The 23,521-nt window shown below is 64.8% G+C and carries 20 protein-coding genes; 10 read left to right on the forward strand and 10 right to left on the reverse strand.

Annotated elements, in window-relative coordinates; all coding sequences use genetic code 11:
• Window positions 1-27 precede the first annotated feature (27 nt).
• Complete coding sequence (locus ACTEK7_RS27025; protein WP_225148641.1) at window positions 28-408, forward strand: DUF3175 domain-containing protein; 381 nt, start codon at window positions 28-30, stop codon at window positions 406-408.
• Window positions 409-491: 83 nt separating this feature from the next.
• On the opposite strand, the gene ACTEK7_RS27030 is transcribed toward ACTEK7_RS27025, so the two are convergent.
• On the reverse strand, window positions 492-2,540 hold the full coding sequence (locus tag ACTEK7_RS27030; RefSeq protein ID WP_225148640.1) for a methyl-accepting chemotaxis protein: 2,049 nt from the start codon (window positions 2,538-2,540) through the stop codon (window positions 492-494).
• 158 nt (window positions 2,541-2,698) lie between these two features.
• Window positions 2,699-4,738, reverse strand: a complete 2,040-nt coding sequence (locus ACTEK7_RS27035; protein ID WP_225148639.1) for a methyl-accepting chemotaxis protein — start codon at window positions 4,736-4,738, stop codon at window positions 2,699-2,701.
• Between the two features lie 205 nt (window positions 4,739-4,943).
• Between ACTEK7_RS27035 and ACTEK7_RS27040 the strand changes: the two genes are divergently transcribed.
• Both ACTEK7_RS27040 and ACTEK7_RS27045 read left to right on the forward strand, forming a co-directional pair.
• Window positions 4,944-6,110: an FIST N-terminal domain-containing protein gene (locus tag ACTEK7_RS27040; RefSeq protein ID WP_057030254.1), complete on the forward strand. Its 1,167-nt coding sequence runs from the start codon at window positions 4,944-4,946 to the stop codon at window positions 6,108-6,110.
• A gap of 5 nt (window positions 6,111-6,115) precedes the next feature.
• Window positions 6,116-7,471: a hybrid sensor histidine kinase/response regulator gene (locus tag ACTEK7_RS27045; protein WP_225148663.1), complete on the forward strand. Its 1,356-nt coding sequence runs from the start codon at window positions 6,116-6,118 to the stop codon at window positions 7,469-7,471.
• Window positions 7,472-7,573: 102 nt separating this feature from the next.
• Here the strand turns inward: ACTEK7_RS27045 and ACTEK7_RS27050 are convergent, their stop codons facing one another.
• A complete protein-coding gene (locus ACTEK7_RS27050) occupies window positions 7,574-8,089 on the reverse strand; it encodes a MarR family winged helix-turn-helix transcriptional regulator (RefSeq protein WP_036016140.1) in 516 nt (171 codons plus the stop codon).
• A gap of 148 nt (window positions 8,090-8,237) precedes the next feature.
• Between ACTEK7_RS27050 and ACTEK7_RS27055 the strand changes: the two genes are divergently transcribed.
• Window positions 8,238-8,915: a VOC family protein gene (locus tag ACTEK7_RS27055; RefSeq protein WP_225143300.1), complete on the forward strand. Its 678-nt coding sequence runs from the start codon at window positions 8,238-8,240 to the stop codon at window positions 8,913-8,915.
• A 36-nt stretch (window positions 8,916-8,951) separates the two neighbouring features.
• On the opposite strand, the gene ACTEK7_RS27060 is transcribed toward ACTEK7_RS27055, so the two are convergent.
• The 5 genes from ACTEK7_RS27060 to ACTEK7_RS27080 all read right to left on the reverse strand — a co-directional run bounded on the left by ACTEK7_RS27060 (window position 8,952) and on the right by ACTEK7_RS27080 (window position 14,369).
• Entirely contained in the window at window positions 8,952-9,653 is a 702-nt protein-coding gene (locus tag ACTEK7_RS27060; RefSeq protein WP_225148662.1) for a response regulator, read from the reverse strand.
• A gap of 115 nt (window positions 9,654-9,768) precedes the next feature.
• A complete protein-coding gene (locus ACTEK7_RS27065; RefSeq protein WP_225143332.1) occupies window positions 9,769-10,461 on the reverse strand; it encodes a response regulator in 693 nt (230 codons plus the stop codon).
• 153 nt (window positions 10,462-10,614) lie between these two features.
• Window positions 10,615-11,811, reverse strand: coding sequence for a c-type cytochrome (locus ACTEK7_RS27070; protein ID WP_225143298.1), 1,197 nt, complete (start codon window positions 11,809-11,811; stop codon window positions 10,615-10,617).
• A 143-nt stretch (window positions 11,812-11,954) separates the two neighbouring features.
• Window positions 11,955-13,670, reverse strand: coding sequence for a PQQ-dependent methanol/ethanol family dehydrogenase (locus ACTEK7_RS27075; protein ID WP_063824126.1), 1,716 nt, complete (start codon window positions 13,668-13,670; stop codon window positions 11,955-11,957).
• 249 nt (window positions 13,671-13,919) lie between these two features.
• Window positions 13,920-14,369 carry an SRPBCC family protein gene (locus tag ACTEK7_RS27080; protein ID WP_036031382.1) on the reverse strand — a complete coding sequence of 150 codons (450 nt, stop codon included), beginning with the start codon at window positions 14,367-14,369 and terminating at the stop codon, window positions 13,920-13,922.
• 562 nt (window positions 14,370-14,931) lie between these two features.
• Here ACTEK7_RS27080 and ACTEK7_RS27085 point away from each other — a divergent pair.
• From ACTEK7_RS27085 to ACTEK7_RS27100, 4 genes are all read left to right on the forward strand, one after another.
• Window positions 14,932-15,417: a (2Fe-2S)-binding protein gene (locus tag ACTEK7_RS27085; RefSeq protein ID WP_036016131.1), complete on the forward strand. Its 486-nt coding sequence runs from the start codon at window positions 14,932-14,934 to the stop codon at window positions 15,415-15,417.
• Between the two features lie 84 nt (window positions 15,418-15,501).
• The gene (locus ACTEK7_RS27090) at window positions 15,502-17,844 is read left to right on the forward strand and encodes a xanthine dehydrogenase family protein molybdopterin-binding subunit (RefSeq protein WP_036016129.1); all 2,343 of its coding nucleotides are present in this window, start codon (window positions 15,502-15,504) and stop codon (window positions 17,842-17,844) included.
• Between the two features lie 13 nt (window positions 17,845-17,857).
• Window positions 17,858-18,658 (forward strand): FAD binding domain-containing protein, encoded by an 801-nt coding sequence (locus ACTEK7_RS27095; RefSeq protein ID WP_036031377.1) that lies wholly within the window; start codon window positions 17,858-17,860, stop codon window positions 18,656-18,658.
• A gap of 208 nt (window positions 18,659-18,866) precedes the next feature.
• A complete protein-coding gene (locus ACTEK7_RS27100) occupies window positions 18,867-19,973 on the forward strand; it encodes a CaiB/BaiF CoA transferase family protein (protein WP_225148638.1) in 1,107 nt (368 codons plus the stop codon).
• 127 nt (window positions 19,974-20,100) lie between these two features.
• On the opposite strand, the gene hppD is transcribed toward ACTEK7_RS27100, so the two are convergent.
• The gene (gene hppD / locus ACTEK7_RS27105; protein WP_036016122.1) at window positions 20,101-21,219 is read right to left on the reverse strand and encodes a 4-hydroxyphenylpyruvate dioxygenase; all 1,119 of its coding nucleotides are present in this window, start codon (window positions 21,217-21,219) and stop codon (window positions 20,101-20,103) included.
• A 122-nt stretch (window positions 21,220-21,341) separates the two neighbouring features.
• On the opposite strand from hppD, the gene ACTEK7_RS27110 reads away from it, so the two are divergent.
• Complete coding sequence (locus ACTEK7_RS27110; RefSeq protein WP_036016121.1) at window positions 21,342-21,821, forward strand: Lrp/AsnC family transcriptional regulator; 480 nt, start codon at window positions 21,342-21,344, stop codon at window positions 21,819-21,821.
• A gap of 74 nt (window positions 21,822-21,895) precedes the next feature.
• Window positions 21,896-22,207: a DUF1272 domain-containing protein gene (locus tag ACTEK7_RS27115; protein ID WP_225148637.1), complete on the forward strand. Its 312-nt coding sequence runs from the start codon at window positions 21,896-21,898 to the stop codon at window positions 22,205-22,207.
• A gap of 9 nt (window positions 22,208-22,216) precedes the next feature.
• Here the strand turns inward: ACTEK7_RS27115 and fahA are convergent, their stop codons facing one another.
• The gene (gene fahA, locus ACTEK7_RS27120; RefSeq protein ID WP_225148636.1) at window positions 22,217-23,491 is read right to left on the reverse strand and encodes a fumarylacetoacetase; all 1,275 of its coding nucleotides are present in this window, start codon (window positions 23,489-23,491) and stop codon (window positions 22,217-22,219) included.
• Window positions 23,492-23,521 lie beyond the last annotated feature (30 nt).

The raw sequence follows: 23,521 nt of genomic DNA on the forward strand, positions 1-23,521 counted from the left end.
TCCGCTGGACCCGCAAGGAGTTGGCGCATGGCTCAGGTCAGAAAGACGACACATTCTCGAAACAGCAGCCCGCGCAAGACGGCACGCAAGGCAAACACCCGGCGGAGCGGGACCGCGCGCAAGAGCACCAAACGCGCCGCAAGGCGCTGGTCGCAGCGCGTGACGGAGGAGAGCGATGCGCTCGACCTCAAGCAAGGGGTGTTCAAGCTGACCAGCGCGAAGAGGATTGCGGCCTCGCTGAAGCGTTCGGCCGAGCACAGCTCGCGACGCAAGACCGGCGCCTATCGGTCGGCGCTGTCGATGCTGACCTTCTACATCAACCGCGCCGGCAAGACGCTGCCCAAGACGCAGCGCACGCGACTGGAGCGCGCGAAGGTCGAGCTGAAGCGGGCGTTCGGAAGGGAATGAACTCACTCCGCTGTCGTTCCGGACAGCGGAGTGTAAGGCGATAGCGCGGCCCTTCGGGACCGCGAGCTACAGGAGCAGCGAACCTACGCCGCCCTGATGTTCGCCATGAAGCGGTCGAGCTCGGCGCGAAGGCGGGTGCTTTCGCTCGATAGTGTCTTGGCCGAGTTCAGCACCTCTTCGGAGGCCGAGCCGGTCTCGGCGGCGCCGCGGTTGACCTCGCCGATATCGGTGGCCGCGGTCTGGGTGCCCTGCGCGACGGTCTGGACGCTGCGGGCGATCTCCTGCGTGGCCGCGCCCTGCTGCTCCACCGCGCTCGCGATCGAGGTCGAGATCGACGAGATCTGGCCGATCGTCGCGCCGATCTCCTTGATCGCGGCAACCGATTCGGCGGTGGCGCCCTGCATGCCCGTGATGTGCGAGGAGATCTCGTCGGTCGCCTTCGCGGTCTGGCTTGCCAGCGACTTCACCTCGCTCGCCACGACGGCGAAGCCGCGGCCGGCTTCACCGGCGCGGGCGGCCTCGATGGTGGCGTTCAGCGCGAGCAGATTGGTCTGCTCGGCGATCGCGGTGATCAGCTTGACCACCTCGCCGATCTGCTGGGCGGCATGCGAGAGCTTGCCGATGCGGCCGTCGGTCTCCTTGGCCTGCATCACGGCAGCCTCTGCGATGCGGCTGGAATCGCGCACCTGGCGGCCGATCTCCTCGACCGAGGCCGACAGCTCTTCGGTCGCGGTCGCGACCGACTGCATGTTGGAGGAGGCCTGCTCGGAGACGCCAGCGACCTGGCTCGACAGGCTCTGCGTGGTCTCGGCGGTGCGGGTCAGCGTGGAGGCGGCCGATTCCAGCTGCACGGCCGAGGCCGAGACGTTGGAGACGATGGCGCCGACCGCGCTCTCGAAATCGTCGGCAAAGCGGATCAGCTCGGCGCGGCGGCTTGCGGCCTGCTCGCGGTTCTGCACTTCGCTGGCGGCGGCATCGCGCTCGGCCTTAGCGACGGCCTGGATCTTGAACTCCTCGACCGCGCCGGCCATCTCGCCGATCTCGTCCTTGCGCCCCAGGCCCGGCAACACGACATCGAAATTGCCCGAGGCGAGCTCCCGCATCGCCTTGCACATCGCGATCATCGGCCGCGAGATGCCGTTGCCGAGCCACAAGGCCAGCACGATGCCGATGGCCAGCCCGCCGAGCGCCATCATCAACATCAGCTGCTGGGTCTCTACGATCGTCGCATTGGCGCTCGCCTCGATGCGTTGCTGGTCCGCGGTGAGATCCGAACGCAGCTCGGCCGAGAGCTTGAGGATGGTCGCCGCCGTCTTGGTCATCTCGCCGTTCAGCTTGACGATGACCTTCACGTTCTCGGTCAGCTTTGCGAACGAGGTGCGGTACTGCTTCAAGAGATCGCCGATCTCCTTGACGCGATCGGTGATCTTCTGGTCGTTCGCGTAGACGGAGACCAGCAGCGTCTCGAGGAACTTGATGCGGGCGATCACGCCGTCGGCGGTCTTCGGCTCCGGCTTGGCGACGAAAGCGCTGACCGAGGTCGAGACCGCCAGATATTGCGAGGTGATGTCCTTGGCCGTGGTCTGCACCGAGGAGAGACCCGCCAGCGCCGCGGTGTCGGCGAGATCGTCGAATTTGAAGCGGATCTTGTTGCCGACACTGTTGAGCTCGTCGGCCGCGATCTTGTTGTTCTCGCGCGTCAGCGTGATGATCTCGCTGAAGACTTTCGTAAAGCTCTGGAACTCGGCCTCGAGCTTGCCGACCTGCTCGCGGCGAGCCGCGCCCGTGGTGGCGGCCATCGATTTGGCGATCGCGCTCTTCAGATTTCCTTCAGCGGCCTTGGCCGCGGTCTCGTCATCAGCTGCGCCGGTCAGGGTATAGGCCCGTGCCAGCCCCTGATAGGCGATCAGCTCGCGATCGACCGTCCGCGCCAGATCGGCTTCCGCTACGCTGGTGCGGTAGGAGGCCACAGCGCCTGCGATCCGCTCGAAGCCGAAATAGGCGAACGCCATGCTGACGGCGAGGATGGCGAGCACCGCCACGAAGCCGAGGATGATTTTTGCGCGAAAACGCAGCGTTGGCAGCTTCGATTGGCGCGACTTCGATTGGCTCGATTTGGACGTGACCGACATTCCCCCACCCCATTCCATTCGCGGAAAACCAGGCGCAGCCGGGAAGCAGCCCGCTTCCGACTCGTGTGCACGGTAACCGGCAAAGGATAAGCTGCGGTAAACTTGTGGCGCCGCAACTGGCGGTTAGGTGACGTAGGGATTTGTTAAGGTGCGCTTTACTACGCCGCCCTGATGTTCGCCATGAAGCGGTCGAGCTCGGTGCGAAGGCGGGTGCTTTCGCTCGATAGTGTCTTGGCCGAGTTCAGCACCTCTTCGGAGGCCGAGCCGGTCTCGGCGGCGCCGCGGTTGACCTCGCCGATATCGGTGGCCGCGGTCTGGGTGCCCTGCGCGACGGTCTGGACGCTGCGGGCGATCTCCTGCGTGGCCGCGCCCTGCTGCTCCACCGCGCTCGCGATCGAGGTCGAGATCGACGAGATCTGGCCGATCGTCGCGCCGATCTCCTTGATCGCGGCAACCGATTCGGCGGTGGCGCCCTGCATGCCCGTGATGTGCGAGGAGATCTCGTCGGTCGCCTTCGCGGTCTGGCTTGCCAGCGACTTCACCTCGCTCGCCACGACGGCGAAGCCGCGGCCGGCTTCACCGGCGCGGGCGGCCTCGATGGTGGCGTTGAGCGCGAGCAGATTGGTCTGCTCGGCGATCGCGGTGATCAGCTTGACCACCTCGCCGATCTGCTGTGCCGCGTGCGACAGCTTGCCGATGCGGCCGTCGGTCTCCTTGGCCTGCATGACGGCAGCCTCTGCGATGCGGCTGGAATCGCGCACCTGGCGGCCGATCTCCTCGACCGAGGCCGACAACTCTTCGGTCGCGGTCGCGACCGACTGCATGTTGGAGGAGGCCTGCTCGGAGACGCCAGCGACCTGGCTCGACAGGCTCTGCGTGGTCTCGGCGGTGCGGGTCAGCGTGGAGGCGGCCGATTCCAGCTGCACGGCCGAGGCCGAGACGTTGGAGACGATGGCGCCGACCGCGCTCTCGAAATCGTCGGCAAAGCGGATCAGTTCGGCGCGGCGGCTTGCGGCCTGCTCGCGGTTCTGCACTTCGCTGGCGGCGGCATCGCGCTCGGCCTTTGCAACGGCCTGGATCTTGAACTCCTCGACCGCGCCGGCCATCTCGCCGATCTCGTCCTTGCGCCCCAGGCCCGGCAACACGACATCGAAATTGCCCGAGGCCAGCTCGCGCATCGCCTTGCACATCGCAATCATCGGCCGCGAGATGCCGGTGCCGAGCAGGAAGGCGAGGACCGCGCCTAACAGCGTGCCGCCGACGGCCAGCATCAGCACCAGCTGCTCGGTCTGCCCGATGGTCGCCGCCGACTCCGAATCCAGCCGCTGCTGCTCGGCGACGAGGTCCGCCTTCATGGCGGTGGCGCCTTGCTGGATCGCGCCGGCCGAGCCGCTCATCTCCGTGACGAGGCCATCGACCAGCTTGGCGTTGGCGATCAACTTCTCCAGCGCCTCGCGATAGGCGCCGAGGATGGACTTGGCCTCCTTGAGGCCAGCGACAATCTTGTCGTCCATGGAATAGACCGCGCCCAGCGAGTTCTCGACGAACTTCAGCCGCGCCAAGGCGCTGTTCGCGATCGCCTGATCGGACGTCAGCACGAACTGGGTGGCTGCAGCGCTTGCGGTCTGGAATTGGGCGTTGACCTGCTTGGTGCCAAACTCGATCGCCTGCGCTTCGGCGTCGGAGGCGTTGTTGCCGATGTCGTCGAGCTTGTACTTCAGGAGATTGGCTTGGCGCTGGAGCTGGTTCTGCACCAGCAGCGCGCTGTCTCGCTTGGCCTGGAGCACCTTGGCGAAGGTGGCGGAGAAGTTGGAGAACTCCTTGGCGAGCTTGCCGAGGCTTTCCTGCCGCGGCGGCTGCTTGGCGCTCTTGACGGCCTGGTCGATGGCATTCTTCAGGCTGGCCTCGGCATCGAGCGCCGCCTTGGCGTCGTCTTCCTTGCCGGTGACGACGAAATATCTGACGGCCGAACGATAGGCGAGCAGCTCGCGATCGATGTTGCGCGCGAGATCGGCCTCCGACACGCTGCTGCGGTAGGATCCGACCCCGGCGGCGACCCGCTCGAAGCCGAAATAGGAAAACGCCATGCTGCCGGCGGAGATCACCAGCACGGCGGCGAAGCCGAGTATGATCTTTGCGCGGAACTTGGGAGTCGGAAATAGTGCACGCTTCGACGGCGACGCGGTACGCCCGGACATTCCCAACCCCCAGCTCATGTGATTCTGCGGCCCGGAAGCAGCCCTTTCCGAACGTTGCGGAAAATTAGGGCAGAATCCTCAAGGGGTGGTAAATCCGACCGGGCTTGCGGGGAGCGGCTGCCGTGTTGCGGCTCACCGGAAAACGCCCTACTCTCGATAATTATCAGGCACTTGGCATCAGACCGAGCCTTAAGGGAGAAACGGAGTGGGGCAAACCGATTTTCGGTTTGGCGGTGCGTCTGGCGTTGCCGTGGCCAAGTCGAAGGCCGCGAGCGTCGATGACGCCGTGGCCGAGCTGGCGGCCCAGCTCCCGTCCGACGGGCTGGCGCTGATCCTGGTGTTCGTCTCCCCCAGCTACGACCCCGATCGCTTCATCGCGGAGATCAGCCGCCAATTCGACGACACACAAGTCTGCGGCTGTACCACCGCGGGCGAGCTTGCTCCTGACGGCTGGGACGAGAACAGCGTCGTGGCGCTGGCGTTCAGCCGCGCGGACTTTTCCGCGGTGGTGCGGCCGATCTTCAATCTCGACAGCTTCCGCGTCGAGGACGGCCGCAGGATCGGCGGCGAGCTCCGGCACGAGCTGTTGCGGGCCACGCCGCAGGTCGAGCGCGGCAGTCCCTTCGGCCTAGTCCTGATCGACGGCCTGTGCCGCCGCGAAGAAGCGGTGATGTCCGCGATCTATGCATCGCTGGACGACATTCCGGTCGTCGGCGGGTCGGCAGGCGACGGGCTGCGCTTCGAGAAGACGTTCGTGTTTTTCGACGGCAAGGCACACAGCAATGCTGCCCTGTTGATCCTGCTGAACACCTCGTTGCCGTTCCGCGTCTTCAAGTGCGACAATTTCGAGCCGCAGGCGCAGAAGATGGTGGTGACCGAGGCCGACATCGAAAACCGCATGGTCCGGGAGTTGAACGCAGAGCCTGCCGCGCAAGAATATTCGCGCGTGGTCGGCATCATGGATGCCAAGCTCGATCCGTTCTCCTTCGCCTCGCATCCGGTCCTCGTGCGCGTCGGCGGCGCCTATTACGCACGCTCGATCCAGCGCGTCGAGCCGGACGGCTCCTTGCATTTCTTCTGCGCCATCGACGAGGGCATGGTGCTGACCGCCGCGACCTCGCGAAGCCTGGTCGGCGCGGCCCGCGAGACGTTCGCCGACATCCGCGACCAGATCGGAGACGTCTCGCTCTATATCGGCTTCGAATGCCTGCTCCGCCGGCTCGATGCCGAGCAGCATCAGCTCGCCCGCGACATGTCAGAACTGTACCGGCAGAACCGTGTGGTCGGCTTTCACACTTACGGCGAGCAGTTCGGCTCCATGCATGTGAACCAGACCTTCACGGGAGTTGCGATCGGAAGGCGCCCGTCGTGACGGACATGTGGCAGGGCCCCGATGCGGTCGACCAGCTCAGGCGCGAGGCCGCCAAGTTGAGGAAGATCAATGCCGCGCTGATGTCGCGCGTCGAGCGCTCGATGGACCAGCAGCTCAACGCCTTTTCATTGTTCGAAACCGCCATCGCGCTCGACAACAAGGTTCGCGACCGGACGCACCAATTGCGCGAGGCGCTGCATTCGGTCGAGCGTGCCAATGAGGGGCTCTACCGCGCCAAGCAGCAGGCAGAGGCGGCAAGCTCGCTGAAATCCTCCGTGCTGATCTCGGTCACCCACGATCTGTTGCAGCCGCTCAACGCGGCGCGCCTGACCCTGTCCGCACTGACGGAGATGATGGAGTCGCAGGAAGCGGGCGTGCTGATCGACCAGGCGAGCCGCTCGCTGGTGATGCTGGAGGACCTGCTGCGCTCGCTGCTGGAGATCGCCAAGCTCGATTCCGGCGCGCTCAAGCCCGACGTGCGCGCGATCGCGCTGGCCCCCCTGTTCGAGCAGCTCCGCAACGAGTTCGAGCCGATCGCCGCGCGGCAAGGCCTGTCCTTGCGCATCCGCCCCTCTCAGCTCGCGGTGATGTCGGACGCGATGATGCTGCGGCGGATCCTGCAGAACCTGCTCGCCAATGCCATTCGCTATACCCGCAGCGGCGGCGTCGTGATCGGATGCCGGCCGCGCAGCGGGCAGATCTGCGTCCAGGTCTCCGACACCGGACCCGGGATCGCGCAGGCGCAGCAGGAGGCGATCTTCCGCGAATTCCAGCGCGGCGATGCCAACGCGGCCGACCAAGCCGGCTTCGGGCTCGGCCTCTCCATCGTCCGCCGCTTCGCCAGCGAGCTCGGGCACGAGGTGCGGCTGTCGTCACAGCTCGGCAAGGGATCGACCTTCACCCTGGAGCTGGAGCCGGCCGACCTCGCCGAGGTCGCCGACGAGGTGCAGGAGGTCGCGCCCGCCGCGCGGCACTACGATTACAGCGGGCTCGAAGGCGCCAAGATCCTGCTGATCGAGAACGATCCGAACGGCTCGGAGGCGATGGCCGCGCTGCTGGAGGGATGGGGCTGCGACGTCGCGACCACGCGATCGGGTGCGGACGCGCTCGTGCGCCTCAGCGAGCTCGGCGGCGCGCCCGATGTCGTGATCGCCGACCTCCATCTCGACCACGGCGAAAGCGGCCTGTCGGCCATCACCGACGTGCGGGAGCATTTGAAGCTCGACACGCCCGCCATGATCATCACCGCCGACTATTCCGAACAGGCGGCGAAGCAGGCGAGCCTGCAGGGCCTCGAAGTGCTGAAGAAGCCGATCAAGCCGGCCGAGATGCGGGCGCTGCTGTCGTTCCTGCTGAGCTGAAGCGCGGATGATCTTCGCCTCGCCTTCCTTGCGGCGGGGCTATCGGACGTAGCCAAGACAAGAATGTCGAAAACAACCCCATGCAAAGTAGACAGGGGCCTGTCACTCCTCCTCCATCGCCTTGATTAGATTGTCGCGGAGCTTGACGACGCTTTTCTGCAGCCGCGCGAACTCATCGGGCTTTAGTCCGCTCGACTTCACGAGATTCATGTGCATGCCTTTCTCGCGGAGGCGTCGGCCGGCGTCGGTGAGACTGACGCGCACCTGCCGCTCGTCGGCGGGATCGCGCTGGCGGCGCAAATAGCCTGCCGCCTCGAGCTTTTTGAGGATCGGCGTCAGGGTGTTGGATTCCAGGAACATCTTGTCGCCGAGTTCGCTGACGGTTTGGTCGTCCTGCTCCCACAGCGCCACGATCGCGATCCACTGGGGGTAGGTTAGGCCGAGCTCATCGAGGCCCGGCTTGTAGGCTCGTCCGTAGGCGAGGTTGGCCGAATAGATCGCGAAGCACAGGAAATCGTCGAGGCGCCGGTCGCCCTCGGCCGGTTTCGGCTGATTGGTCGTTGAATCATCTCTGGAATCGTCTCTGAATTCGGCTCTGGGACCGTTCTTCAGGCTCATGGGGGTGCCCTTTCCAACACGGACATGTGAAACTCCGCGTGCATATATATCGTGTCCGATTAAATCGGAAGGTTGACATTGAGGCTCCAAGGTATTTTATATCTCGTACACGATTATATCGTAACCGCTTATAATCAGGAGAGAAGCAATGCCTGCCCCCGATGCAAATGAGACCACCCAAGCGCCAACGATCGACATGAAGCTCGAAGTCGTCGTCATCCCTGTTTCGGACATCGATCGCGCCAAGAAGTTCTATGCGAACCTCGGATGGCGGCTCGATGCCGATTTCGCCGGGCCTGACGACTACCGCGTCATCCAGTTCACACCTCCCGGCTCCCCCTCCTCGGTCATTTTCGGCAAGAACGTGACCGCGGCGGCGCCCGGCTCCGCCCAGGGTCTGTACCTGATCGTCTCCGACATTGAAGCCGCGCGAGACGATCTGCGCGGTCGCGGCGTCGAGGTCAGCGAAGTCTTCCACGCTGAAGGCGACGTGCACACCGGACCCGACGAGCCTTATCTGTTCGGGCGCCGTCGGATTGCTGGTCTGGATCCCGCACGCGCCAGCTATCGCTCGTACGTCTCATTCAACGATCCCGATGGCAACGGCTGGCTGTTCCAGGAGATCACCACGCGATTGCCGGGACGCGTAGAGCCAGCAGGAACAACATTCACCTCCTCGTCCGAGCTCGCGAGCGCGCTCCGACGTGCGGCTAAGGCACACGGTGAGCACGAGAAGCGGAACGGCGGTCAGTACGATGCGAACTGGCCGGACTGGTACGCCGACTACATCGCTCGCGAGCAAGCCGGCCAGCCGCTACCGGCTTGAACCGCGGCTCGCCTCGTTCCGACGAATGACACCGGATTATCCTGAGGGCGGATCGGCCTGCGAACGCTCCCCCTTCAGGCCGGCGCCTTCGCCGGCCAGGGTCGCGAAATCGATCCGGAACATTTCGACGATGGCCTTGGTGCGGCTGAGCACGTTGAGCTTGCGCAGGATGTCGGAGACGTGGACCTTCACCGTGGTCTCGGAGATGTTCAGCTCGAAGGCGATCTGCTTGTTCTGCAGGCCGCGTTTGAGCATTTCGAGCACGCGCAATTGCTGCGGCGTCAGCTCGTGCAGGCGTTTCAGCAGATCCTGCGCCGGGCCGGCGGCGCGTTGCGGGCGGACGAGCCCGCGATAGGCGGCTGGGACACAGACCGCACCGCGCAGCACCTCGCCGATCGACTGCGCCAGCTCCTGCTTGGAGGACGATTTGAGGATGTAGCCGGAGACGCCGAGCGACAAGGCGCCGGCTATGATCTGCGGATCCTGATGCCCTGATACGATGACGACGGGAATCCTGGGAAAGGCCTTGCGGATGCGGATGATGCCGGAAAGGCCCGTGGTGCCCGGCATCGACAGATCGAGCAGGATGAGGTCGAGCTCGGCAGCCGCCGCGGCCTGCTCGAGCGCACCGTCGATCGACGTCGCCTGAAGGATCTCGGCCGCCGGCGCCGCCATCTGGAGCGCGCCCTCCAAGGCTTCTCGAAACAACGGATGGTCTTCGACGATCAGAAATCGCATCACGCGTGAGCCATTCCCGGTTGATTGGCCAGATGATCGAAGGGTTCGACGCCGAAACGAGAATGTCGCAGCCGGACCAGACCGGTTTGATCCAGATCAAGCAGGATATTGCGCGTCATTGCGGCCGCCCGCGGTCGGCCCGCGCATAAGGCCGGGCCTTGGGATCCGGCAGGTCCACCTTGCCGATCTCGATGATCGCCTTGTTGCGGCTGAACAGGCCGAGTTTGCGCAGAATTTCGGTGATATGCGCCTTCACCGTGGACTCGGCGAGCTGAAGCTCCTGGCCGATCTGCCGGTTCGGATAGCCGCGCCGCAGCAGATCGAGCACGCGAAGCTGCTGCGGCGTGAGCTCGCGCAGCTTGACCTCGAGCGCCTTGCTGGCCTCGGCCCGACGCCGCTGCGACGTTACCACGAAATCCTTCGGCACCGACACCGATCCGTTCAGCACGCCCTCGATCGACTGCGCCAGCTCGCGCTTCGACAGCGACTTCGGCAGAAAACCCGCGGCCCCAAGCTCCAGCGCCTCGCGAACGACGCGCTGGTCCTCCTCGCTCGACACGATGGCGACGGGCAGGCGTGGATGGGCCTCGCGCAAGCGCAGAAAGCCGGAGAAGCCGGTCGCATCGGGCAGCAGGAGGTCGAGCAGTGCGAGGTCGATGCCCTCGCCCTGCTCGGCCGTCAGGATGTGAAGGGCGTCCTCGATCGACATCGCCTCGACAATCCGCGCCTCCGGCAGAGCCAGCCGCACCGCATTACCGAGGGCCTCGCGAAACAGCGGATGATCGTCGATGATCAGGAAGCTGGTCATGGCGCCTTCACAGGACTGCACCGCCGAATGCTGCACCGTACGGGCATCCGCCGCCGCAGCGGAAGAGGCGGAACCATCCGGCATCAATCCGGCACCGGGATGGCGCCGGATGAACGCTACCACATCCTCCCGATCGGGTTCGGTCAAGACCGTTCAATCGTTCGATTCGACCTGGACCGTCAGCAGGAAGGAATAGATGCTGTTGACCTGGTCCTCGGTATAGACCTCCTTCCAGGCCGGCATGCCCTTGTTCGGCCGTCCCTCCTGCACGGTGGTCAAATATTTCTCGCGCATCTCGTCGCCGTAGCGGTGACGCAGCAGCCGCAGATCGATCTTGCGCTCGCTCTGGATCGCATCGGGACCGTGGCAGTGGGCGCAGGTTCCGTTGAAGATCTCCTTGCCCGCGCCGACGGCCTCAAGGCCCGGCGTGACCGCATCGCCCTTGGTCTCAGTCGCCACGACATTGGCGACCTGGACGACGCCGGCTCCGCTTCCCGTGCCCGTCGTCAGCGGCGCTGGCGTCGGCGCTGCGCCGAAGCGAACCGGCGCGCCGCCCGGCAAACCGTATTTCACGGCGAGCTCGCCGATCTTGCCCTGAAGCTGCGGCAGCACGGCATTGACGCGGTCGCGCAACTCGGTCGAGGCCTTGGCAAAGCCGATGGCGGCGTCCCATGACAGGCCCTCGCCCTCGGTGAGCTCGATCTGGTAGCGGCCGCCGTAGCTGGTCTTGTTCAGCCAGCCGGCGACCGGGCCCCAGATGAAGGCGACGTCGGCCCGGCCCTGGTCGAGCGCCTGCATGCCCTCCTCAGGCGACAGCACCGTCACTTTCTGGATGTCGTCGCGGCTCGCGAGCAGGTTTTGCGGCGTGCTGGCGAACTGCACGGCGACGCGCTTGCCCTTGAGGCCCTCGATGCCGCCGATCGCCGCGCCCTTCGCAGATTCCTTGGTGGCGACGAGGGCATAGCCCTCTTTGGCGATGGCGTCGGAGAAGATCACGGCCGGGCCCATGAAATCTGCGGACCGCGGCAGCCCGATCATGGCGTCGCATTGCTTGCCGAGCAGCGTGACCCGCACCGTGCGCTTGCCGAAATAGGATTTGTACCAGTCATAGGCGATCGGCCGGCCGAGCGCCTGCGCCAAGGCCTGCCCGATCTCGACATAGAAGCCCGGCTTCGACGAACTGTCGCTGGAGAATGGAAGGTTGGTCGGATCGGCGCAGAGACGGAACGGTTGCGCCTCGTTGGCCTGCAGCGGCGAGGCCGGAACGATCAGCGCCGCGGCGGCACATGCGAGCAGGCCTGCGATGGCGCGATGTCGGCTCGCACCGGTGGCGGAATGATTCGGACGCATCCTCGTCTCCCTTGGTGTTGGCTTTGTTGCGCCGGAGCTCGTTGAGCCGGGCGCAGCGGCACCAGGCATCGGCCGATGCCGCAGCTAAAATCCGGAGAAAGCGCGCGCGTATCCCGTCACCTCGAGGATACGCGCGCGAGTTGTCACTGGACGGAGAACACGAAGAGCGAGCCGCCCTCGGGGGCTGCGGCCGTCATCTTCTTTCCTACCTCGCCCAGGAACGCAGGCAGCGCAGCGGTGCGGCCGACGACGATGGCGACATATTGCTTGCCGTCGACCTGATAGGTCACCGGACCTGCGCCGATGCCGGAGCCGAGATTCTTGCTCCACAGCACCTTGCCGGACTTCGCATCGATGGCACGGAAGTCGCCATGGATGTTGCCGGCAAACACGAGGCCGCCGCCGGTGGTCAGCGTGCCGCCGTTGAAGGGCAGGTCTTCCTTGATCGACCAGACCTTCTTCTGCGCGACCGGATCCCAGGCGACGAGCTCGCCGAGGAAGCCGCCGGGGCCTTCCTTGGTCGGGAATTCGGCGCCGAGATAGAACACGCCGCGCTTGTAAGTGACGTCGCTGACCGACCAGTCCATGCAGACGTTGTTGGACGGGATGTAGACGAGGCCGGTCTGCGGATTGAACGACATCGGTTGCCAGTTCTTGCCGCCGATCAGGTTCGGGCAGATGTCCTTGGCGGGATGGCCCGGCCCGGGACGCTTGTCGGGATCCTCGACCGCGCGCATCGTGGCGACGTCCCACTTCTTGGCCCAGTTGGAGAACACGTATTTCTCCGCCGACAGCACCTTGCCGGTCTCACGGTTGGCGACGAAGAAGAAGCCGTTGCGGTCGGCCTTCATCAGCGTCGGAACGGTGCTGCCGCCGATCTTGAGATCCGCGAGCACGGCTTCGTTGACGCCGTCATAGTCCCACGCGTCGGCCGGCGTGGTCTGGATGTGCCACTTGATCTTGCCGGTGTTGGGATCGAGCGCGAGCGTCGAAGCCGTGTAGAGGTTGGTCAGCTTGCCGAAGTTGCCGTCGCCGGTCGAACGCACCGCCGTGTTCCACGGGGCGGGATTGCTGGTGCCCCAATAGACCGTGTCGGTCTTCGGATCGTAGGAGCCGACCAGCCAGGCCGCGCCGCCGCCATGCTGGGCGGAGTCGCCCTTCCAGGAATCGCCGCCGGGCTCGTCCGGCGAAGGAACGGTGTAGGTCTGCCACACCTGCTTGCCGGTGTTGATGTCGAAGGCCAGCAGCGCGCCGCGCACGCCGTATTCGCCGCCGCCGAAACCGGTGATGACCTTGTCGCGCACGACGAGCGGCGGCGAGGTGATGACCGAGCCCTGCTTGTAGTCGACCACCTTCGCCGTCCACAGCGACTTGCCGGTCGCGGCATCGAGCGCGGTCAGCTTGCCGTCGAGGCGGCCGACGAAGATCTTGCCGTCGGCGTAGGAGACGCCGCGGCTGTTCACGTCGCAGCAGGCGTATTGCAGCACGTCCTCGGGAATATCGGGCTCCCAGGTCCATTTGCGCTGCCCCGTCGCCGCATCGAGCGCATAGACGTATTTCGGACCCCACGAGCTCGAAACGTACAGCGTGTTGCCGATGACGATCGGCGAGGATTCGTTCGAACGCAACGACGCCAGCGAGAAGGAGTAAGCGAGCGTCAGCTTCCCGGCGTTCTCGGTGTTGATCTGCTTGAGCGGGCTGAAGCGCGTGTTGCCGTAATCGTGGCCGGCAACGGCCCATTGATTCGAATCGGATTGCGCGTTGAGCACCGAGTCGTTGGCGCGAACGCCCGGTGTAACGGCGGCGAGCATCGCAATCATGGAGATGCCGGCCAAGAAGCCCTTCGTTCCAAAGGTCATGTATTCCCTCCGCGATGTTGTTGTGCACGCCTCGTTGGGCGCCTGAGCGCACTGCGCTCGTGATGCGCAGTTCGCCTGCGAGCCATCGTTCGAAATTACAGCATCGCCGTTTCGCGCTTAGTATAGGCGGAAGGTAGTAGTGCAAATCATCGGCGGCTTTCGCCGCTCATCTTGTTGTCGCGCCTTGCGTCCTGCCCTTGTTTTGCAGCTTGAAATGCGCGTTCGAATGAAGGCGGCATCGCGCATCAATCACGATGATGGCGCTACCACGCCGGCGAGATTTTCGAAGAAGCTCGCGGCGAGTTTTCGCGACGTCGAGTCGATCAATCGCGAGCCGAGCTGTGCGAGCTTGCCGCCGATCTGCGCATCGGCCTCGTAGTGCAGGATGGTGACATCAGGGGCTTCTTCTTCCAGCCTGACCTTCGCGCCGCCCTTGGCAAAGCCGGCGACGCCGCCGGCGCCCTCGCCGACGATGCGATAGCCGTTGGGCGCATCGATATCGGTCAGCCTCACCTTGCCGCTGAACGCCGCCTTCACCGGACCGACCTTCAGCACCACGGTCGCCGTCATCTCGGTCGGCGACGCCATCTCGAGCGATTGGCAGCCGGGAATGCAGCGCCTGAGAATTTCGGGATCGTTGAGCGCAGCCCACACCGTGTCCTTCGACGCCGGGATCCGCTGACTGTCGTTCATCTGCATCGCTTCCACCCTTGTTGCCGTTGCCTGTACGGCTCGACTAGGGGCACGGGCGGCTGCGTTCAATCGCCAGGAAGTACTAGGCGCGCATGGCCCGGCGATTGGCCCGCCGGCCTCGCCCCGGGGCATGATTTCGCTGCATTGCCGTAAGCAAAATCAATGGCTTAAGTCGTCTCGTCCTACTACCAAGATCGCGATTACAAAGGCGGGGGCGCATGCTCCTATTCGCGCAACGAGCACGGCATTAAAGGGAGGAACGACGCACGACCGGGCCTAGGTCCAAGGCAAGCGGCGAGATGACCACGGCACGCGCGACCGGCTCACGCGCCTATTGCGGCGGCAGCCGAGCACGCCATTGCAGATGCTAGCTGCGACTTTCCGTGTGTCTCCCACAATGTCGCAGCACGTGATGGCGGCGGCACGAGACGTTGTGGCCGAATCGCAGATCGGCGACCGTCATCACGATGACCCTTCCATGACCGCGGTCAGCAAAAACCCAGTTGCAAAGTTTCGTTTGCGCTGTCTCTAATTAGAACCAATCAAAATAACTTTGGGAGGACTTCAAGTGTCTACAGTCAAACTGACGGTCAACGGCAAGGCCGTTGCTGTCGATGTCGAGGACCGCACGCTGCTGGTCCAGCTCCTGCGCGATCACCTCAACCTGACCGGGACCCATGTCGGCTGCGACACCAGCCAGTGCGGCGCCTGCGTCGTGCACATGGACGGCCGCGCGGTGAAATCCTGCACCATGCTGGCGGGGCAGGCCGACGGCGCCAGCGTCACCACGATCGAGGGCATCGCCAAGGGCGACGAACTGCACCCGATGCAGGCCGCCTTCCGCGACAATCATGGCCTGCAGTGCGGCTATTGCACGCCGGGCATGATCATGTCGGCGATCGACATCGTGCACCGCCATGGTGGACAGCTCGACGAGGCGACCGTCCGCACCGAGCTCGAAGGCAATATCTGTCGCTGCACCGGCTATCACAACATCGTCAAGGCGGTGCTGGACGCCGCCGGCCGCATGAAGGTCTCGCAGGCGGCCGAGTAAGCGGCGCGCCTCGAAACAAGAACAACCGTCGCAGCCGTCGATGGACGGCGCGATCAAGGAAATTTCCGGTCGGGAGGACCAGACATGGGTGTTGAAGGCATCGGCGCACGCGTCGTGCGCAAGGAAGACAAGCGTTTCATTACCGGCAAGGGCCGTTACGTCGACGACATCAAATTGACGGGTATGACCCATGCCTATTTCATCCGCAGCCCGCACGCGCACGCCAAGGTCAAGAAGATCGACTCGTCCGCGGCGCTGAAGATGCCGGGCGTGGTCGCGGTGCTCACCGGACAGGAGCTGGTCGACGACAAGGTCGGCAACCTGATCTGCGGATGGGCCATCACCTCCAAGGACGGCAGCCCGATGAAGATGGGCGCATGGCCGGCGATGGCGCCGGAGACGGTGCGCTTCGTCGGACAGGCAATTGCCGTCGTGATCGCCGACAGCAAGAATCTCGCGCGCGACGCGGCGGAAGCCGTCGTGGTCGACTACGAGGAGCTCCCCGCGGTCGCCGACATGCACGCCGCCATCAAGCCCGGCGCGCCGCAGCTTCATCCTGAGGCGCCCGGCAACCAGGTCTATGATTGGGTGATCGGCGACGAGGGCGCGGTGAATGCTGCCTTCTCGAAAGCCGCCAATGTGGTGAAGCTCGACGTCACCAACAACCGCCTCGCGCCGAATGCGATGGAGCCGCGCGCGGCGATCGCCGATTACGACACCGCGGAGGAGCACTTCACCCTCTATACGACGTCGCAGAACCCGCACGTCGCCCGTCTCGTGCTCTCGGCGTTCTACAACATCGCCCCCGAGCACAAGCTGCGCGTGATCGCGCCCGACGTCGGCGGCGGCTTCGGCTCCAAGATCTTCATCTATCCCGAGGAGATGGTGGCGCTGTGGGCCTCGAAGAAAGTCGGCCGTCCCGTCAAGTGGACCGGCGACCGCACCGAAGCCTTCCTCACCGACGCGCATGGCCGCGATCATATCACCCATGCCGAGATGGCCTTCGACGCCAACAACAAGATCATCGGCCTCAAGGTGAAGACCTACGCCAATTTCGGCGCCTACATGTCGCTGTTCTCGTCCTCGGTGCCGACCTATCTCTACGCGACGCTGCTGTCGGGCCAGTACAACATCCCGGCGATCCATGCCGAGGTGATCGGGGTCTACACCAACACCACGCCGGTCGACGCCTATCGCGGCGCGGGCCGGCCGGAGGCGAGCTATCTGATCGAGCGGTTGATGGAAACGGCGGCGCGGCAGCTGAACGTCGATCCGGCCCAGTTGCGGCGGACCAACTTCATCACCCAGTTCCCGCACCAGACGCCTGTGATCATGGCCTACGACACCGGCGACTTCAACGCTTCCCTCGATGCGGCGATGAAAGCGATCGATTATGCCGGCTTCCCTGCCCGCAAGGCCAAGGCGAAGGCCGACGGCAAGCTGCGCGGCATCGGCGTGTCCTGCTACATCGAGGCCTGCGGCATCGCGCCGTCGAAGGCGGTCGGCAGCCTGGGCGCCGGCGTCGGCTTGTGGGAATCGGCCGAGGTGCGCGTCAACCCGGTTGGCACCATCGAGATCCTCACCGGCTCGCACAGCCACGGCCAGGGTCACGAGACCACCTTCTGCCAGCTCGTCGCTGAGCGCCTGGGCGTTCCGATCAGCCAGGTCTCGATCGTCCATGGCGATACCGACAAGGTGCAGTTCGGCATGGGTACCTACGGCTCGCGCTCGGCGGCCGTCGGCCTCACCGCGATCCTGAAGGCGATGGAGAAGATGGAATCCAAGGCCAAGAAGATCGCCGCGCATGCGCTGGAGGCATCGGAGGCCGACATCGTCATCGAGAACGGCGAGTTCAAGGTGACAGGCACCGACAAGGCGATCGCCCTGCCGATGGTCGCGCTCGCGGCCTATACGGCGCACAATCTGCCTGACGGGATGGAGCCGGGTTTGAAGGAGAGCGCCTTCTACGACCCGACCAACTTCACCTTCCCGGCCGGCGCCTATATCTGCGAGCTCGAGGTCGATCCCGGCACCGGCAAGACTTCCTTCGTCAATTTCGTCGCGGCCGACGATTTCGGTCGGCTGATCAACCCGATGATCGTCGAGGGCCAGGTCCATGGCGGCCTTGTACAGGGGATCGGGCAGGCGTTGCTCGAGCATGCGATCTATGATGCGAACGGCCAGCCGGTCACGGCCTCGTTCATGGATTACGCCATGCCGCGCGCCGACGACGTGCCGTCGTTCAACCTGTCCCACACCACGACGCTCTGCCCGGGCAATCCCTTGGGCATCAAGGGTTGCGGTGAGGCCGGCGCGATCGGCGCATCGGCGGCCGTGATCAACGCGATCACGGATGCGATCGGCAAGAACAACCTGGAAATGCCCGCAACCCCTGACAGGGTGTGGCGCACGATCCACGCGGCTTAAGGGAGGACCGAAGATGTACCAGACCACCTATCATCGCGCCTCCTCGGTCGACGAGGCCGCCAGCCTGTTCGCCAAAGGCAGCGAGTCGAAGTTCCTCGCCGGCGGCCAGACGCTGCTGCCGGTGATGAAGCAGCGCCTCGCAGGTCCCTCCGACGTCATCGACCTCGGCAGGATCAAGGAGCTGCAGGGCGTCGAGCTGTCGGGCGACACTCTGACCATCAAGGCCGCGACGACCTATTACGACATCATGACGAATGCCGATGTGAAGCAGGCGATCCCCGCGATCGCCTATCTCACCTCGGTGCTCGGCGACCCCGCCGTGCGTTATCGCGGCACGATCGGCGGCTCGATCGCCAACAACGATCCGGCTGCGGATTTCCCGGCGGCGCTGCTCGCGCTCGGCGCCACCGTGAAGACCAACAAGCGGTCGATTGCGGCGGATGATTTCTTCCAGGGCCTGTTCACGACGGCGCTCGAAGACGGCGAGATCATCACCGCCGTGTCATTCCCGGTGCCGGCAAAGGCGGGCTACGAGAAGATGCGGCATCCGGCCTCGCGCTTCGCGCTGACCGGCGTGTTCGTGGCGCAAGCCAAGTCGGGCGAGGTTCGGGTCGCCGCCACCGGCGCCTCGCAAACCGGCGTGATGCGGGTGGGCGCGATCGAGGCGGCGCTGAAGGCGAACTGGTCGCCATCGGCGATCGACAGCGTCAGCATCTCGGCGAACGGATTGCTGGCCGACATCCACGGCACGGCGGAATATCGCGCCAATCTGATCAAGGTGATGGCACAACGCGCGGTCGCTGCTGCGCGCTGACAGTTCGACTTAGCGTCTCCACGCAAATTTTCCGCGGCGCGCACTTCGGTGCGCGCCGTTTTATTTTGGCCGTGCGGCATGAAAACCGCTTGCCTCGCTGGCGTGAAGGCGAGAAAAGTTAATCGGCCGATTAACTCGCTCAACAGAAGAAACGTCAGAGGCGATTGCCGATCGCCGGCATCCGTCCGCGACCCGAGGAAACAACAACGTGCTCGACAAACCCTCCCCCACCTCCTCCGTCCGCGCTTCCGGCCCGCTCTCGGGCTTCCGCATCGTCGAATTCGCCGGCATCGGGCCCGGTCCGTTCGCCTGCATGATGCTGGCCGACATGGGCGCCGACGTCGTCACGCTCGACCGCGTCGGCGCGAAGAAGAGCATGAAGTCGGTGGCCGGGCGCGGCCGCAAGGTGATCGAGCTCGACCTCAAGGACAAGGCGGCGATCGCGCAAGTATTGGATCTGCTCGCGAGCGCGGACGCGCTGGTCGAGGGTTTTCGCCCCGGTGTGATGGAGCGGCTCGGCCTCGGGCCGGACGTCGTGCTCGCACGCAACCCGAAGCTGGTCTATGGCCGCATGACCGGCTGGGGCCAGGAAGGCCCGCTCGCCAACGCCGCCGGCCACGACATCAATTACATCTCCATCACCGGCGCGCTCGCCGCGATCGGTACGAAGGAAGCGCCGGTGCCGCCGCTCAATTTGGTCGGCGATTTCGGCGGCGGTGCGCTCTATCTCGTCGTCGGCGTGCTCGCCGCACTGCTGGAAGCACAGAAGTCGGGCAAAGGCCAAGTGGTGGACGCGGCGATGTGCGACGGCGCGGCCTCGCTGATGTCGTTCTTCTTCGACATGACCACGATGGGACGCTGGACCGAGGAGCGCAACCAGAACTTCCTCGACGGCGGCGCGCATTTCTACGGCGTCTACGAATGCGCCTGCGGGCACTTCGTCTCGATCGGCTCGATCGAGCCGCAATTCTACGCGCTGCTGCGCGAGCACGCCGGCCTCACCGACGCCGATTTCGACGCGCAGATGGACCGCAAGGCCTGGCCAGCGCTGAAGGAGAAGCTGAAGGCCGTGTTCAAGAGCAAGACGCGCGAGGACTGGTGCAAGATCATGGAAGGCACTGACATTTGCTTCGCGCCGGTGCTGACCATGTCTGAGGCGACACAGCATCCGCACATGGTCGCCCGCAACGTCTTCATCGAGCGGCACGGCGTGAAGCAGCCGGCGCCCGCGCCACGGTTCTCGCGCACGCCGTCAGCGGCACGCGAGCCGGAGGCGGCGGGGATCGGCGCGGTGATGAAGGCCTGGCAGCGGTAGAGCCAGCGGGCACGCTCTCGTAGGTGGGCAAAGCGAAACGTGCCCACCACTTTGGGCGAGATCACAGAGAGATGGTGGGCACGGCGCTACGCGCCTTTGCCCGCCCTACGGCAGCGCGGCTGACGTCCTACGCCGCGTCCCCCACCTTCAACACGCCGCGCCGGATCTGGTCCTCCTCGATCGATTCGAACAGGGCCTTGAAATTGCCCTCGCCAAAACCGTCGTCGCCCTTGCGCTGAATGAACTCGAAGAAGATCGGGCCGATTGCGTTGGCCGAGAAGATCTGCAGCAGCACCTTGGTCTGGCCGCCATCGACCACGCCCTCGCCGTCGATCAGGATGCCGTTCTTCTTGAGCCGGGCGACATCCTCTCCGTGCTTGGGCAGGCGCGTATCGATCTTCTCGAAATAAGTGTCGGGCGGCGACGGCATGAACGGCAGGCCGGCATCGCGCAAACCTTCGATGGTGCGATAGATATCGCGGCAGCCGCAGGCGATGTGCTGGATGCCCTCGCCGCGATAGGTCTGCAGATATTCCTCGATCTGGCCGGACTCGCCGGCGTCCTCGTTGATCGGAATGCGGATCTTGCCGTCGGGGCTGGTCAGCGCGCGCGAGAACAAGCCGGAGGCGCGGCCCTCGATGTCGAAGAAGCGGATCTGGCGGAAGTTGAACAGCTTCTCGTAGAACCCGGCCCAGACATTCATGCGGCCGCGATGGACGTTGTGGGTGAGATGGTCGAGATAGAACAGGCCGGCGCCATGCGGCTTGGGATCGCGCGCGCCCAGCCATTCGAACTCGGCGTCATAGGCCGAGCCCTTGGCACCGTAACGATCGACCAGATAAAGCAGGCTGCCGCCGATGCCCTTGATCGCGGGCACATCGAGCGTCTTCTGCGCCGACGACACATCGGCCGGCTCGGCGCCGAGCGCAATCGCGCGGTCATAGGCCGCCTTGGCATCGACGACGCGAAAGGCCATGGACGGCGCACAAGGGCCGTGGGCGGCGACGAACTCATAGCCGTGCGTGCCGGGCTCCTCGTTGACGAGATAGTTGATGTCGCCCTGGCGATAGACCGTGATCTTCTTGGTTCTGTGGCGCGCGACCGGCGCATAGCCCATCAGCTTGAACAAAGCGTGCAAGTCTTGCGGATTGGGATGGGCGTATTCGACGAACTCGAAGCCGTCGGTGCCCATCGGGTTGTCGGCAGTGATCGTGGCCGGCGGTGCATCGTGCGGAAACGGTCCCATGGTGTTCTCCCGAATGGCTGCTGACAGGGAACTATCCTTCATGGGCCATGCAATGAGCGTGCAAACGAGACGGGCTTTGGCTATTCTATGCACGATCCGCGCATGAAACGGATGAAAGACGCATGATTTCTGTTGACGCCTTCGACCTCAGGATTCTCGGCGCGCTCCAGGACGATGGCCGCCTCACCAACCAGGAGCTCGCCGAGCTCGCGGGCCTGTCAGCCTCGCAATGCTCGCGGCGGCGGATGCGGCTGGAGGAGGAGAAGGTGATCGCGGGCTACCACGCCGACCTCTCCAGCGAGGCGCTCGGCTTCGGCGTGATCGCCTTCATCCAGGTGGGACTGGCGACACATTCGCCGGACAATTCCAAGCGTTTTCGCGCGCTGGTGAACCGGATCGATGAGATCCAGGAGGCGTATTCGCTGACGGGCGATGCCGACTATGTGCTCAAGGCCGTGCTGCGCGATCTCAAGGGCCTGTCCAACCTCGTCAATGACGTGCTGATGCCGCACCAGAGCGTGGCGCATGTGCGCTCCTCGATCGTGCTTGATAGGCTGAAGGAGAGCTCGAAGCTGCCGCTGAAGGAGATCAAGCCCGGCTGAAATCGAGGGAACTATGGCATTCGCGCTGGCAACGCGATCTGCGATGATCGCAGCTCCAGTTGCGGAGATTCAACATGGCGCTCCAGCTGCGACCGAACTGCGAATATTGCGATTGCGACCTGCCGCCCGACGCGACCAATGCGCGGATCTGCTCCTATGAATGCACGTTCTGCGCGGACTGCGTCGAGACCAAGCTGTTCAATGTCTGCCCGAACTGCGGCGGCGGCCTCGCCCCGCGCCCGATCAGGCCGGCGCAGGAATGGCGGCCGGGCGTGTGCACGGCCAGGCAGGCGCCGTCGGACAAGCGGGTGCATCTGAAGTACAGCCTAGAGGATGTCGCGGCGCATTGCGCGCGGGTGCGCGACGTGCCGCCGGAGAAACGGTGATTTGGCCCGCTACTCCGCCGCCAATATCGTTCCTTCGACCTCGCCGAACCCGACGCGATAGCCGTTGCCCTGGCACCAGCCGCGCATCACGAGGCTGTCGCCGTCCTCCAGGAACGAGCGCCTGGCGCCGCCGGGCAGTTCGACCGGCTCGGTCCCGTTCCAGCTGATCTCGAGCAGGCTGCCGCGCTGGTTCTTCTCCGGGCCGGAGATGGTGCCGCTCCCTAAGAGATCGCCGACATTCATGGCGCAGCCCGAGGAGGCGTGGTGCATCAATTGCTGCACCGACGACCAGTACATGTACTTGAAATTGGTGCGGCTGATGCTGGCGGGCGCATTGGCACCCGCAGCGCGCAAGGAGACGTCGAGCTCGACATCGTAGTTCTGCGGCTTGGTCTGCTTGAGATAATCGAGCGGCACCGGCTGCTGCTCCGGCCCATTCAGGCGGAACGGCTCCAGCGCCTCGCGCGTCACCACCCAGGGGCTGATCGAGGTCGCGAACGCTTTTGCAAGGAACGGACCGAGCGGCACATATTCCCATTGCTGGATATCGCGCGCGCTCCAGTCGTTGAGCAGCACGAAGCCGAAGATCATCTCCTCGGCCTGTTGCTCGCTCAGCATGCCGCCCATCGGCGACGGCTGACCGATGACGACACCCATCTCCAGCTCGAAATCGAGCCGCTTGCACGGCGCAAAGCTCGGCAGCTCCACATTCGGCGGCTTCAGCTGCCCGCGCGGCCGCTTCACCCTGGTGCCGGAGACCACGACGGTCGAGGCGCGGCCGTTATAGGCGATTGGCATGTGCAGCCAGTTCGGCTGCAGCGCATTGTCCTTGCCGCGGAACATGACGCCGACATTGGTGGCGTGCTCCTTGGAGGAATAGAAGTCGGTGTAGCCGGAGACGGCGAAGGGCAGATGCAGTCTGGCATTGCGCATCGGCACCAGAGCCTGCTTGCGCAGCTCCTCGTTGTCGCGCAGCTCCGGATGATCCGCACGCAGGAGCTCGCTGATACGTGCGCGAGTCCTGGTCCAGACCTTCGGGCCCAGCGCCATGAAGGGATTGAGCGAGGGACCCGAGAACACGCCGAGCGGCCCGACATCGAGCCGGGACTCCTGCTCGAGCTCCCAGAGATCGAGCACGTAGTTTCCGATCGCGACGCCGACCCGCGGTGTCGGATTGGAAGCGGTCGAGAACACGCCGTAAGGCAGGTTCTGGATCGGGAAGTCCGAGGCGGGATCGACGTCGATGAAGGAGCGGAGGCTGGGGTCGTTGGGGTGCGTTGTCACGTTCGGCTCGGTTCTTTCTTCCTTCTCCCC

It is taken from the genome of Bradyrhizobium sp. JHI2711 (assembly GCF_056156565.1).

Bases quoted from the DNA above. Each gene is read 5' to 3' on its own strand.
- ACTEK7_RS27025 (WP_225148641.1), top strand. From the start codon at position 28: ATGGCTCAGGTCAGAAAGACGACACATTCTCGAAACAGCAGCCCGCGC.
- ACTEK7_RS27030 (WP_225148640.1), bottom strand. From the start codon at position 2,540: ATGTCGGTCACGTCCAAATCGAGCCAATCGAAGTCGCGCCAATCGAAG.
- ACTEK7_RS27035 (WP_225148639.1), bottom strand. From the start codon at position 4,738: ATGTCCGGGCGTACCGCGTCGCCGTCGAAGCGTGCACTATTTCCGACT.
- ACTEK7_RS27045 (WP_225148663.1), top strand. From the start codon at position 6,116: ATGTGGCAGGGCCCCGATGCGGTCGACCAGCTCAGGCGCGAGGCCGCC.
- ACTEK7_RS27050 (WP_036016140.1), bottom strand. From the start codon at position 8,089: ATGAGCCTGAAGAACGGTCCCAGAGCCGAATTCAGAGACGATTCCAGA.
- ACTEK7_RS27055 (WP_225143300.1), top strand. From the start codon at position 8,238: ATGCCTGCCCCCGATGCAAATGAGACCACCCAAGCGCCAACGATCGAC.
- ACTEK7_RS27060 (WP_225148662.1), bottom strand. From the start codon at position 9,653: ATGCGATTTCTGATCGTCGAAGACCATCCGTTGTTTCGAGAAGCCTTG.
- ACTEK7_RS27065 (WP_225143332.1), bottom strand. From the start codon at position 10,461: ATGACCAGCTTCCTGATCATCGACGATCATCCGCTGTTTCGCGAGGCC.
- ACTEK7_RS27070 (WP_225143298.1), bottom strand. From the start codon at position 11,811: ATGCGTCCGAATCATTCCGCCACCGGTGCGAGCCGACATCGCGCCATC.
- ACTEK7_RS27075 (WP_063824126.1), bottom strand. From the start codon at position 13,670: ATGACCTTTGGAACGAAGGGCTTCTTGGCCGGCATCTCCATGATTGCG.
- ACTEK7_RS27080 (WP_036031382.1), bottom strand. From the start codon at position 14,369: ATGCAGATGAACGACAGTCAGCGGATCCCGGCGTCGAAGGACACGGTG.
- ACTEK7_RS27090 (WP_036016129.1), top strand. From the start codon at position 15,502: ATGGGTGTTGAAGGCATCGGCGCACGCGTCGTGCGCAAGGAAGACAAG.
- ACTEK7_RS27095 (WP_036031377.1), top strand. From the start codon at position 17,858: ATGTACCAGACCACCTATCATCGCGCCTCCTCGGTCGACGAGGCCGCC.
- hppD (WP_036016122.1), bottom strand. From the start codon at position 21,219: ATGGGACCGTTTCCGCACGATGCACCGCCGGCCACGATCACTGCCGAC.
- ACTEK7_RS27110 (WP_036016121.1), top strand. From the start codon at position 21,342: ATGATTTCTGTTGACGCCTTCGACCTCAGGATTCTCGGCGCGCTCCAG.
- ACTEK7_RS27115 (WP_225148637.1), top strand. From the start codon at position 21,896: ATGGCGCTCCAGCTGCGACCGAACTGCGAATATTGCGATTGCGACCTG.